This window comes from Sphingomonas sp. Leaf230, from assembly GCF_001421745.1.
In the GTDB taxonomy this organism is placed as follows: domain Bacteria; phylum Pseudomonadota; class Alphaproteobacteria; order Sphingomonadales; family Sphingomonadaceae; genus Sphingomonas.
Genome location: NZ_LMKW01000008.1, coordinates 296,664 through 308,934 on the forward strand (window position 1 = coordinate 296,664; position 12,271 = coordinate 308,934).

11 protein-coding genes are annotated in these 12,271 nt (G+C 67.6%); 9 read left to right on the forward strand and 2 right to left on the reverse strand.

What is annotated here, in order from left to right; all coding sequences use genetic code 11:
• Window positions 1-58: 58 nt before the first annotated feature.
• A complete protein-coding gene (locus ASE82_RS07095) occupies window positions 59-1,132 on the reverse strand; it encodes a mechanosensitive ion channel family protein (protein WP_200910682.1) in 1,074 nt (357 codons plus the stop codon).
• A 112-nt stretch (window positions 1,133-1,244) separates the two neighbouring features.
• Between ASE82_RS07095 and ASE82_RS07100 the strand changes: the two genes are divergently transcribed.
• The 3 genes from ASE82_RS07100 (at window position 1,245) to ASE82_RS07110 (ending at window position 4,407) form a co-directional block, all read left to right on the forward strand.
• On the forward strand, window positions 1,245-1,985 hold the full coding sequence (locus tag ASE82_RS07100; RefSeq protein ID WP_056060750.1) for a phosphocholine cytidylyltransferase family protein: 741 nt from the start codon (window positions 1,245-1,247) through the stop codon (window positions 1,983-1,985).
• Entirely contained in the window at window positions 1,982-3,097 is a 1,116-nt protein-coding gene (locus ASE82_RS07105; protein WP_056060754.1) for a hypothetical protein, read from the forward strand. Before ASE82_RS07100 ends, ASE82_RS07105 begins: the two co-directional genes overlap by 4 nt.
• A 185-nt stretch (window positions 3,098-3,282) precedes the next feature.
• Window positions 3,283-4,407 carry a CDP-alcohol phosphatidyltransferase family protein gene (locus ASE82_RS07110; protein ID WP_056060757.1) on the forward strand — a complete coding sequence of 375 codons (1,125 nt, stop codon included), beginning with the start codon at window positions 3,283-3,285 and terminating at the stop codon, window positions 4,405-4,407.
• Window positions 4,408-4,620: 213 nt separating this feature from the next.
• On the opposite strand, the gene asnB is transcribed toward ASE82_RS07110, so the two are convergent.
• On the reverse strand, window positions 4,621-6,594 hold the full coding sequence (gene asnB / locus ASE82_RS07115; protein WP_235524610.1) for an asparagine synthase (glutamine-hydrolyzing): 1,974 nt from the start codon (window positions 6,592-6,594) through the stop codon (window positions 4,621-4,623).
• Between the two features lie 69 nt (window positions 6,595-6,663).
• On the opposite strand from asnB, the gene ASE82_RS07120 reads away from it, so the two are divergent.
• The 6 genes from ASE82_RS07120 to dapB all read left to right on the forward strand — a co-directional run bounded on the left by ASE82_RS07120 (window position 6,664) and on the right by dapB (window position 12,271).
• A complete protein-coding gene (locus ASE82_RS07120; protein ID WP_056060760.1) occupies window positions 6,664-8,016 on the forward strand; it encodes a lipopolysaccharide biosynthesis protein in 1,353 nt (450 codons plus the stop codon).
• Window positions 8,017-8,102: 86 nt separating this feature from the next.
• Complete coding sequence (locus tag ASE82_RS07125; protein WP_056060764.1) at window positions 8,103-8,564, forward strand: DUF2141 domain-containing protein; 462 nt, start codon at window positions 8,103-8,105, stop codon at window positions 8,562-8,564.
• An 85-nt stretch (window positions 8,565-8,649) separates the two neighbouring features.
• On the forward strand, window positions 8,650-9,741 hold the full coding sequence (locus tag ASE82_RS07130; protein ID WP_156348805.1) for a diacylglycerol/lipid kinase family protein: 1,092 nt from the start codon (window positions 8,650-8,652) through the stop codon (window positions 9,739-9,741).
• Complete coding sequence (locus ASE82_RS07135; RefSeq protein WP_056060771.1) at window positions 9,738-10,646, forward strand: hypothetical protein; 909 nt, start codon at window positions 9,738-9,740, stop codon at window positions 10,644-10,646. The genes ASE82_RS07130 and ASE82_RS07135 overlap by 4 nt, the downstream gene beginning before the upstream one ends.
• Complete coding sequence (locus tag ASE82_RS07140; RefSeq protein WP_056060774.1) at window positions 10,643-11,407, forward strand: nucleotidyltransferase family protein; 765 nt, start codon at window positions 10,643-10,645, stop codon at window positions 11,405-11,407. Before ASE82_RS07135 ends, ASE82_RS07140 begins: the two co-directional genes overlap by 4 nt.
• Window positions 11,408-11,500: 93 nt before the next feature.
• The gene (gene dapB / locus ASE82_RS07145; protein WP_056060777.1) at window positions 11,501-12,271 is read left to right on the forward strand and encodes a 4-hydroxy-tetrahydrodipicolinate reductase; all 771 of its coding nucleotides are present in this window, start codon (window positions 11,501-11,503) and stop codon (window positions 12,269-12,271) included.

Consider the following 12,271-nt stretch of genomic DNA (forward strand, 5'->3'; position numbering starts at 1 on the left):
CCCCTAGGATTGGGGGAGCCTGGCTTCTTGCCCCCCTCCCTTACAGGGAGGGGGGAAGTCAGGGGCGGCTCACCGGGTCCGGCGCCATCAGTAGGCGGTTTCTCGGGATAGCCTCAGGCATTTCCTCGCGGATATACTTCAGCAACGCCTCGCGGACATCGCAGCGAAGATCGAACGCGATCGCCGCATCTTTCGCGGTCATCAGCCCGCGCAACTCGATGCAGTCCGTCTTCACGTCGGTCACCTGGAGGTTGTAGAACCGCTTGTCCCAGCGCGGGTTCGACGTGACGATCTCGCCCAGTTTCTCGCGCAGGCGCGGCACGTCCGCGGACGGGTCGAGATACCAGAACACCGACCCCATCAGCTGGCTGGTCTCACGCGTCCAGTTCTGGAAGCTTTGTTCGAGGAACTTCGACACCGGCACGACGAGGCGGCGTTCGTCCCAGATCTTGATGACCACGAAGGTCAGGTTGATCTGCTCGACGCGCCCCCATTCGCCGTCGACGATCAGCACGTCGTCGATCCGGATCGGCTCGGTAAACGCCATCTGCACGCCCGCGATCAGGTTCTTCAGCGCGGGCTGTGCGGCGGCACCGACGACGAGGCCGGCGATACCCGCCGACGCCATCAGCGTGACGCCGATCGAGCGGATGCCGGGGACGCTCAGCAGCATCAGGCAGACGCTGACGAAGATGATGAAGAACGTCCCGATCCGCCCGAGGATCGCCGCGCGCGTACGTTTCCGCCGGGCGCGGAGATTGTCCTCGACCGAGATGTCGGCGCGAATTTCTATGACGTCCTGGAACGCGCGGAGGGCTGCGACCGCCAGCCAGCCGAGCAACCCGGGAACGAGGAAGCCGAGCAACTGTTTCCACAGATCCTCGATATCGTTGTCCATCGGCAGGATCCGCGAGACGAACGCGACGGCGACGGAGACGAACACCGCGCGCAACGGGCGGCGGACGCGGGCGAGGACGAGGCCATCGGTCTTGGCGGTCGAGCGACGCTGGGCGTGGCCGCCGATCCGCATCGTCAGCCAATGCGCGATCAGCGCGACGAGGACGGCCGCCGAGACGACGGCGACGCTCTCCAGCCAGACCCATTCGGGGGGTATGTGGAGCGATCTGAACATGCGCATCTAAGCGCAACGGTAAACGCCGCCGGATGTTCCGCTGCAGTGCAGCATGACCGCGGGATACGTAGCAGCTTTTTTCCTGCCACACTTCGTGCGTAAGTCCGCGCCCATGAAGGCCATCATCCTTGCTGCCGGTCACGGATCGCGGCTGCTGCCGTTGACGCTGACGACGCCGAAATGCCTCGTGCAGGTCGGTGGCCGCGCGATACTCGATCATCAGCTCGACGCGGTGGCGGAGGCCGGGTTCGAAGGCGCGGTGATCGTCGGCGGCTACCGGATCGACCAAGTCGCGGCGCATCTGGCGGCGCGCGAAGGCGGCGTACCCACCGAACTCGTGTTCAACCCGTTCTGGGCGATCGCCAACAGCATCGGTAGCGTGTGGGCATCGCACGGATTTCTCGAAGAGCCGTTCGCATTGATGAACGGCGACACGCTGTTCGATGCGGCTATTTTGCGCGCGGCGCTTGCCGATGAAGAATCCGGCGTGAAGCTGGTCATCGAGCGACTGGCGACGCCGGGGCTCGACGACATGCTGGTCGAGGCGGACGGCGACGCTGTCGTCGCGGTCGGCAAGCATCTGGTCGGGCACCAGGCGACCGATCGATCGCTCGGGCTGATCGTGTCGACCGGCGGCGGCGCCTATGCCGAGGCGTTGCGCGCGGTGATCGGCGAGAACGACGGCATTCATGCCTATCATCACGCGGTCGTCCGGCGCGTCGCGGAAACCGTCGGCGTCCGCGCGGTGCGGATCGCAGGGAATGTCCGCTGGCAGGAGATCGACCGCCCGGAGGACATCGCGCTGTGGCAGCACGACCATGTCGCGCATGTGGGCGGCGCTTCGGGGTCATGACGCGGAAGGTCGCGTTCCTGTTTCTCGGCGAGACGCTGCTTATTCCGCATCTGTATCCGATCGTCGAGGCGCTCGCTGCGAAGTCGGACGTGCCGATCGAGCTTTGGGTGAGTACGTCGGTGCACGAGACGTTGCTGGCGCGGTGGGCGGCGCCCTTCCCTAACGTGCGGGTCCGGCGAGCACCGGGGTTTCGCGCGGTTGCCGACGACGGGACCGGGCGCAATCCGGTGCTGCCGGCGAAGATACCGATGCTGCTGCGGCTGCTGCCGTATCTGCGCAGCGCGGCGGTCGTCGTGTGTGCCGAGCAGACGAGCCTGTGGCTGCCGCGGCTGTTTCCGATGCGCGCGAAGTTCGTGAAGACCTCGCACGGCGTCGGTTCGATGAGCGCGCGTGACGATCCGCGGCGGCGGGCGGCGGCGTTGACTCTGGTGCCGAGCGAGTTGGAGCGGCGGACCTATCTCGACCGCGGGTTCGCGGCCGAGCGGTTCGTCGCGACGGGCTATGTGAAGGCCGACTTCACGCACCGGACGCATGCCGCGCCGCCGTTCGCGGATACGCGGCCGGTCGTCCTGTATACGCCGCATTGGCAGCAGCATCGCTCGTCATGGTGGCGCTGGGGGGCGGAGGTGGTGCGGCGGCTGGTCGCGGACGGGCGCTACAATCTGATCTTCGCGCCGCATCAGCGACTGGTCGAGCGCGCGCCCGAGGTGGCGGATTTGATGCGCGAGATCGGGGACTTGCCGCATGTGCATTGCGACATCGATGGGTTCGCGATGGTCGATGGGAGCTATACCGGCGTGGCGGACGTGTATCTGGGCGATACGTCGAGCCAGGTGATCGAGTTTCTCATGCGGCCGCGGCCTTGCGTGTTTCTGAATGCGGGGGGGGCTGCTTGGGCGGGCGATCCGAATTACGCGATGTGGGCTTGTGGGGAGGTTGTTGGCGACGTTGCGGATGTTGTCGCGGCGGTGGATCGGTCGGCGTTGAAGCATGCAGGGTTTGTGGCGGTTCAGGCTGAGTTTGCCGGGCGGTCGCTTGGGGCGGTTGAAGGTGGCGCGGCGCGTGCTGCGGAGGAAGTCCTTCGGCTACTGGAAGCCCCGCCCGCCCGCTAAACCTCCACCACCCCGGCGAAGGCCGGGGCCCAATTGGGGGACGTTGCCAACGAAGGACTGCGCGAGGTTACGCCGGTCATTCCAATTGGGCCCCGGCCTTCGCCGGGGTGGTGGCTCTGGGGGAGTGTCCTTCACTTACCCCACCCCCTCTCGCTTTCACGACCAGATCGGGTAACGGGTGCGGCATGGTAGATTCGACAGCCCCTACGCCAGCGCTCCGGACCGTCCGGGCGAACGACACGCTGCTCTGGGGCATGACCAATGCCGAGCGGATCCGGCGGATTGGCGTCGCGCAGGGATTGCTGCCCGATGGCGACGGCGACACCGGTCCGGTAATCCTCGCCAACCTCGCCTATGCGTTCGACCCGATGTGGATCGCGTATCTGAAGACGCGGCCCGGCACCGTCGTGACTCGCACCGGCGTGCCCGTGCTCGCGCATGTCCGGGGTGCCGACGAGCGCGCGCGGATGACCGCGGCGATGCTTGGCGAGGCGCCGCTGGTGACCGGGCTGACGGTGATCGCCGCCGAGGCCGAGGAGGGTATCCTCAACGAGGCGTTGCGCAAGCGGGAGCGTCCGTTCGCCGAACTGCTGACCCCCGCCGCGGTGCCGGCGATCGAGCGGGCGAGCTATGTCGGCGCGTACAAGGGCGTCACGGACCTGCTGACCAAGTATCTCTGGCCGGAGTGGGCGCTGGCGATCACGCGGGTCTGCGCGCGCGCCGGGATCACGCCGAACCAGGTGACCGCGCTCGGATCGGTGCTGTGCATCGTCGCGACCGTGGCGTTCTGGTATGGCTGGTTCTGGACCGGGCTGGCTACGGGTCTGTTCTTCATGGTGCTCGACACCGTCGACGGGAAGCTGGCGCGGTGCACGATCACCTCGTCGAAGCTCGGCAATGCGTGGGACCACGGGGTCGACCTGGTCCATCCGCCGTTCTGGTGGTGGGCCTGGGCGGCGGGGTGTGCGCCATATGGGCGGCCGCTCGAGGACGGCGTGTTCTGGGCGGTGATCGGGACGATGCTGTTCGGCTATGTCGCGCAGCGGCTGATCGAGGGGGCGTTCATCGTCCGGTTCGGGATGCATATCCATGTGTGGGAGCGGTTCGACAGCTGGTTCCGTCTGATTACCGCGCGACGCAATCCGAACATGGTGATCTTGTTTGCGGGGTTGCTGGTGACGCGGCCGGATTGGGGGATCGTCGGAGTGGCGGCGTGGACTGCGATCTCGTTGGTGGTGCATCTGGTGCGGCTGGTGCAGGCTATGGTGCGCAAGGCCAGGGGTGAGGTGCTGGTGAGCTGGCTGGCTTGAGGGCCGTTCTTACACTCCTCTTCCGTTCGTCCTGAGTAGCCATCGAGTAGCTGCTCTTGCAGCGTATCGAGACGGCGTATCGAAGGACAGGTTGGCGCGCGGAACACATGCTTCGATACGCGCCCTCGATACGCTTCTGCGAAGCTACTCGGTCTCTACTCAGCACGAACGGAAAAAGGGGGGGGACGGCAGCTTGGCAGCGCGAGAATCAAGTTATTCTGCGCGCAAAGGCTTGGGCCGGCCGATCCACCACAGGCAGTAGATCGCGAGCGCGTACAGGAAGCGGCTGTAATCCCGCTTCCCAGCACGGTGATCGGCGAACACCTTGTCGACCGCGCCGGCGCGCCAGATGCCTTGCTCGCGGACGCCGCTGTCGCGCCAGAGTTGCTCGGCATATGCGCCGAAATCGCCGGCGAACCATGCGGCCAGCGGCATCTGGAAGCCTTGTTTCCGTCGGTCGAGGATTCCTTCCGGCAACCACGGCGCGATCGCCTGGCGGATGACGTATTTGCCGACCTTGCCGTGCAGCTTCATGTCCGCGGGCATCGACAGCGCGAGGTCGACCATGCCCTGCCCCAGCATCGGTACGCGGACCTCCAAGGAATGCGCCATGCTCGCGCGGTCGACCTTGGTGAGCATCGCGCCGGGGAGGTTGAGCGCGAGGTCCGCCAACCCGAACTGTTCGAGTGTGTCGGTCGAGATCGCGTCGGGATCGGGGAAATACTCCGCGACCAAAGCGGCGATCCCACCATCTTCCTCGGCGATGAACTCGGCGGAGAATATCTCGCGGCGGAAGGCTTCGTTCGTGATCTGCGTCTTGGCGAAGAACCGTGCGATGCCGTTCGGGAGTGCGGCGCTGCCGGTGGTTTTCCGCCAGCGTTGCAACACGGCGTTCGCATGCCTCGAGGGCAAGGTCGGCACTGCATCCAGTGCACGCGCGAGCCTGCGCAGAGGCGCGGGTAGTGCACCGATCCGGCGTTCGGTCGCGTGACGCTTATACCCGAAGAACAGCTCGTCGCCGCCATCGCCCGACAGCGCGACCTTCACCTCCTGCGCGGCGATCTGACTGACGTACCAGGTCGGCACCGCGGAGGGATCGGCGAACGGCTCGTCATAGCAATGCTGAACCTCGGGCAGCATCGCCTGCGCATCCGCCAGTTCCAGCGTGCGCGTGACGTGGTGGCAGCCGAGATGCCGCGCGATCGCCTCGGCATGTGGCGATTCGTCGAAGCGCGGGTCGGGGAAGCCGATCGTGAAGGTGCGCACGGGCCGATCCGAGACCTGCGCCATCGCCGCGACCACCGCCGACGAGTCTACGCCGCCCGACAGGAACGCGCCGACATCGACGTCCGCGACCATCTGCTTGCCGATCGTGTCGAGCCATTCGTCGCGGAAACGTAGGATCCACTCCGCCTCGGACCGGGGTTCAGAGGGATGATAGGCCGGCGTCCAATAGGCGCGGATCGTCGGCGTGCCGCTCGCGTCGACGGTCATCACATGGCCCGGCGGCAGGGTCCGGACCTGCGTGTAGATCGAGCGCGGGGTGCGGACGTGGCCGAAGCTGAAATAATCGTGGAGCGCGCGGCGATCGACGTCGAACGCCATGCCGGGCAGCAACGTCAGCGTCTTCAGTTCGGAACCGAACGCGAACCCTGCGGCCTGGTCGGTATAGTAGAGCGGCTTGATCCCGATCGGGTCGCGCGCGAGCGTCAGGCGGCGGGCGTGCGTATCCCACACCGCGACCGCGAACATGCCGTCGAGCCTTGCCCAGACGTCGTCGCCCCAGCGTTCGTAGCCGGCGAGGATCACCTCGGTATCGCCCGCGCTCTCGAACACGCGGCCGAGCGCCTGCAACTCGCGGCGTAGTTCGCGGAAATTGTAGATCTCGCCGTTGAAGACGAGCGCATAGCGGTGGTCGGGCGAATGGAACGGCTGGTGCCCGCCCTCGATGTCGATGATGCTCAGCCGGCGCATCCCGAAGCCGAAATCGCCATCGGTCATGACGCCCTGGTCGTCGGGTCCGCGGTGCAGGATCGTGTCGCACTGCGCGGTAATGAGGCGGGGCGAGACGACACCGCCACCTCGTGCGTAAAGGCCGGCAATTCCGCAGATGACGAACGATCCCTCGCATGACGGCAGCACCGCCGCCCGATCGCGCGGTCTAGGAGCCGACCGCCGCTTTGTCACCTCCGGGCCACCCTAGTACCGCCGGGCATCTTGCCGCCCTCGCCATCGCGCTCTAGGGGCCGGTCGCAGATGGTTCAGGACCCCGCGCCCATTCCGGTTACCACCGGCTCGACCGGGATTTTCCGGGCGGCGGCGCGCAACCTCGGCTGGCTGCTCGCCAGTCGCAGCGTGCTGGCGATCCTGTCGCTGTTCTATCTCGGCTTTGCGACGCGCACGCTGGGCGTGGTCGATTTCGGCCGGTTCGCGCTGATCTCGGGAGCCGCGCAGGCGCTGGCGACCTTCGTCGGCTTCCAGACGTGGCAGATCATCGTCCAATACGGCGTCGAGCCGATCCAGCACGGCGACACGCCCAGGCTCGCGCGGCTGCTCCGGTTGTCGGCGATCCTCGACATGTGCAGCGCGCTGGTCGGTGCCGCGCTGACTGTGGCGATCCTGTTCGCGTGGAGCGACGGATTCGGCATTCCGCCCGACCTGATGCGCGACACGCTGATGTTCGCGGTGGTGCAGCTGGTCACGATCCGCTCGACCCCGCTCGGCATCCTGCGGCTGCGCGACAAATTCTCGTTGTCGGCGGTGGCGGACAGCATGACGCCGATCATGCGCTTCGTCGGCGCGGGCGCGGCGATGATCTTCGAACCGACGATCCGTGGCTTCATGCTCGCCTGGGCGGTCGCCGAGATCGTCACCGCCGCGACCTATTGGATCATGGTCGCGAAAAGCGGCGACCTGCGCCTGCTCGCGAGCGGCCGGGGCAACTGGCAGCAGGTGCGCGATGAAAATCCGGGCATCGTCCGCTTCTCGCTCAGCACCAACGCCAGCGCGACCCTGGGCCTGTCGAGCAAGCAGATCCCGCTGCTGCTGGTCGGTGCGTCGATCGGCCCGGCGGCGGCGGGTGCGTTCCGGCTGGCGACGCAGTTGGCGCAGGCGCTGGCGAAACTGTCGCAGATGCTGTCGCGCGCCGCCTTCCCCGAGATCGTCCGCGCGGTGCGCACTGCCGAACCGTCGCGCCTGCGCCGCATCCTGATCCGGACGATGCTCGCCAGCACGGCGGCTGCACTCGTCATCCTCGCCATCGTCGCGCTGGTCGGCGAACCGATCCTGAAGGTCGTCGGCGGCAAGTCGTTCGTCGGCGCGTACCCGGTGCTGTTGTGGCTCGCCGCCGCCGGGTGCTTCGACCTCGCCACCGTCAGCCTCGACACGGTGATGACCGCGCTGCACCGCGCAGGCACGGTGTTCGCGATTCGCGCGGTCGGGGTGCTGTTGCTGTTCGTCACCGCGTTCGCGCTGATGCCGACCTATGATTCGACCGGAGTCGCAGCCGCGGTCGCGGTCGGTTCGGTCGCGGTGGCGATCCTGCTCGGGTTCGCCGCCGCGCGGATGACGCGCACGCCCTCCGGGCCGCAGGCGATCGACGGAGCGTAGCGCGCGAACGACGAACGCCCCGTTCGCGTCGCAAATGTCATCTGTGCGCCGCGCTGCGGCCATCTTTTCCGCGCTTAAGCCTCAGTATGAAGACTGTGGTTTCCTTGGGCCTGGGCGCGGCGGCGCTGCTGATGCCCGTCTCGGCGCAGGCAGCCGAGGCGTGCGAAGGCGCGCCCGGCGGCGGCAACGCCAAGCTGATCGTCGAGGCCACGGCGATGCACAACGCCGTCGGCGAGGTTGCGTTCACCGTCTATCCCGATGATAAGAAACGGTTTTTGGCGAAGGGCGGCAAGCTGGTGCGGGCGCGTGTGGCGGCAAGCAGCCCGCGCGCGTGCTTCTGGCTGAAGCCCGGCCATTATGCGGTCGCGCAATATCACGACGAGAACAGCGACCATGATTTCAATCGGACGCTGTTTGCGCCGAAAGAGGGATTCGGCTTTTCCAACGATGCGCCGACCTCGATCGGGCTGCCGTCTTTCGAAGCGGCACGCACGGCCTTGGCCCCATCCGGGACCGTCGTGCGTATGAAAATGCGGTATCGCCGGTGATCCGAAATCCACTGGTTGCAGCGGAACGGAAATCTTCCTGACACAAATTTGTAGCGGTTATGTACCGCGACGGGTATCTTATATCGTGGCCGATGCTGTTTCGAACTTCCATGCCTTTGGCGGGCACCCTCTTTCGCCACCGGCGCCGCCGGCGTGGCTGCCCGAAGGCATGTTCGATCCGTCGGCATCCGAGCGGTACGGCGTGAGCCCGCGCGACGCGGCGGCGAAGATCCGTACCGGCATCATCTGCAACCCGAAAAGCCACCGCAACCGCAGCAGCGTCGAGGCGACCAAGCCGTTCCTGTCGGGCACCGTGCTGGCCGTGACCCCGCGCACCCAGGCCGAACTCGCCGAAGTGCTGACCGATTTCGCGCGCCACGGCATCGAGTTGCTGGTGATCGACGGCGGCGACGGCACGATCCGCGACGTGATGACCGCTGCCGCGCGAGTCTGGACCGGTGCAGCCCCCCGCGTCGCGATCGTGCCGTCGGGCAAGACCAACGCGCTCGCACTGGATCTCGGGATCCCCGACGACTGGACGCTCGACCAGGCGCTGACCGCGGCACGCGCCGGCAACGTCAAGATCCGCAGCCCGATCGAGGTCGTCCGCAAGGATACCGGTACGCGGCTGCACGGCTTCCTGCTGGGCGCAGGCGCGTTCGTCGACGCGACCGCGCTGGCGCAGCGCACCCACCGCGCCGGCGCCTTCAACGGCGTCGCGGTCGGTCTCGCGCTGTGCTGGGCGATCCTCCAGACGCTGTTCGGGGGCGCGAACAGTTCGTGGCGCGCGGGCAACCGGATGCGGATCCGATTCGAATCGCGCGGCGACGAAGGCGTTCATGCCGCGGGTCGGAACACGGACAGCGATCGCGCCCGCTACATCCTTCTCGCCTCGACGCTGAAGCGGATGCCGATCGGGATACGACCGTTCGGCGTGCCCCGCGGCGGACTGAAGACCTTGCTGGTCGACGCGCCGCCGCGCTGGCTCGCCGCCGCGACGCCGTTGATCGTCGCCGGATCGCCCGCCGCGTGGCTCGATCGCGCGGGGTATCACCGAATCGATTCGCCAAGCTTCGACCTGTCGATGGACTCGGGCTTCATCCTCGACGGCGAAGTCTATCCGGGTGGCGACCTGACCATCCGCGAGGCACGCGCGCTGCGTTTCGTCGTTCCGTGATCACGCTCGGCGACGTCGTCCGCCGCCAGTTGCACGTCCCGACCATCGCCGCCGTCCGCGACGTTGCGGCGATACTCGCAGGGGATATGCCCGAGACCGCGGCGGTACTGTTCTACGGTTCCAACCTGCGCACCGGCGAGACCGAAGGCGTGCTCGACTTTTACGTGCTGACCGCCGGTCCGCCCGAGCGCGGCCTGTGGCCGACCGTCAGCTACCGCGAGTTCGACCTGCACGGCGAGACGTTGCGCGCCAAAATCGCGACGATGCGACTGACGACGTTCGCGAAGGCCGCCGCTGCGCAGACGCTCGACACGACGATCTGGACGCGTTTCGTGCAACCCTCGGCGCTTGTCTGGGTCCGCGATCCGGCAACCGCGAACCAAGTGGCTGCGGCGATCGGCGATGCGGCGAAGTCCGCCGCGCGCTTTGCCGCGGCGCTCGGCCCCCAGACCGGTACCGCCGACGATTATTGGCGGGCGCTGTTCCGCCAGACCTATGCCGCCGAACTCCGTGTCGAGCGCAAGGGTCGCGAGGGCCAGATCCTCGGCTTCGATCCGGGTCGCTATGCCGAACTCCTGCCGCTCGCCTGGACCGCCGACGGGATCGCCTATCGCGACGAAGCTGGCATGTTGAAGCCCGACCTGTCGCCAGCGCGACGAAACGCGTTGCTGCGTGCGTGGGGCCGTCGTCGTCGTGCGGGCAAGCCGCTCAACGTCGCGCGATTGGTGCGGGCGGCGTTCACCTTCGAAGGTGCCGCGCGCTACGGCGTGTGGAAGGTCGAGCGGCATACCGGCGTCGCGGTGCCGCTGACGCCGTGGCGCGAAAAGCATCCGATCCTCGCCGCGCCGGGCGTGTTCTGGCGAGTCTGGCGGGCGCGGGCGCAAACCGGGCCGAAAACGGTATGAGCGCGGATGTTAGACGCTTCAACGCGCTGATCCTCGCCGGCTCGCGCGGCGGCGTCGATCCGGTCGCGACCTATGCGGGTGTCTCGCACAAGGCTCTGATCGTGCTCGACGGCGAGACGTTGCTGGCCCGCGTCGCGCAGGCGTTGCAGGAGGCGGGCGCGCGCACGATCGCCGTATCGGTGTCGGACGATTCGGTCCGTGCCGCGGCAAATGCGCTCGGCCTCATCGTGCTCGACGCGGCATCCGGTCCCAGCCGCAGCGTCCGCGACGGAGTCGAAGCGCTCGGCGCCCCCCTGCTGGTCACGACCGCCGATCACGCGCTGTTGCAGCCCGAATGGGTCACGCGTTTCCTCGCCGACGTCCCTCTACAGGCCGATGTCGGCGCGCTCCTGGCACGCCAGGACGTCATTGAGGCCGCCGCACCGGGCACGCGGCGCACCTATCTTCGCTTTGCCGACGGGGCGTGGTCGGGGTGCAACCTGTTCTACTTCGCAACGCCGCGCTCGGTCGCCGCACTCGATCTCTGGGCGCAGGTCGAGGCGGACCGCAAGCGACCATGGCGGATCGTTCGCCGGCTCGGGATCGGCACGCTGCTCCGGTATCTGTCGGGTCGCCTGACGCTGGTCGCGGCGATCGCGCATCTCGGTCGCCTCGCTGGCCTCGACGCAGCCGCTATCGCCAGCCCGTTCGGCCTGGCCGCGGTCGACGTCGACAAGCCCGCCGATCTTGACCTGGTCCGGACGCTCGTCGAAAAGGCTTGAGCCGCCGACCGCCTGCGCCAATTCCGCGAAGAAATAACTCGGCCTGCCGTTCGCCCCTGTTTCCGAAGGCCGGGTTGGTGCAAAGCGCCGCGCATGCAAACGCTCGCGCCCCAACCCGCCTCATCCGCCATCACGACGACCTCGATCGGCATCTATGGTAGCGCAGGACGCATGGGCCGCGCGATCGTCGAAGCGATCGAGGCGGCGGGCGCATCGCTCGCCGGCGGCGTCGACGCGCGCGAGGACCCGAACCCGCTCGCCCGGAACGCCGACGTGCTGGTCGATTTCTCGACGCCCTCCGCGGTCGAGGCGCACCTCGCCGCCGCGCGTGCTGCTGGTACCGCTATCGTGATCGGTACGACCGGCCTGTCGCCGCAGCACCAGTCGATGATCGACGACGCGGCCAAGGACATCGCGATCCTCCAGACCGGCAACACCTCGCTCGGCGTCACGCTGCTCGGCATTCTCGTCCGCGAGGCTGCCGCGCGGCTCGGGTCCGACTGGGACGTCGAGATCGTCGAGATGCACCACAAGCACAAGGTCGACGCGCCGTCGGGGACCGCGCTGCTGCTCGGCGACGCCGCCGCCAAGGGCCGCGGCACGACACTCGCCGAACTCCGCGTCGACAGCCGCGCGGGGCTCGTCGGCGCGCGCACCGAGGGCACGATCGGCTTTGCGTCACTGCGCGGCGGATCGGTGATCGGCGACCACAGCGTGATCTTCGCCGGCGAAGGCGAGCGGATCGAACTCAACCACCGCGGCGACGATCGCTCGATCTTCGCGCGCGGTGCGGTGCGTGCGGCGATCTGGCTCGCGGGACAGCCCGCCGGACGCTACCGGATGGGCGACGTGCTCGGACTGTAA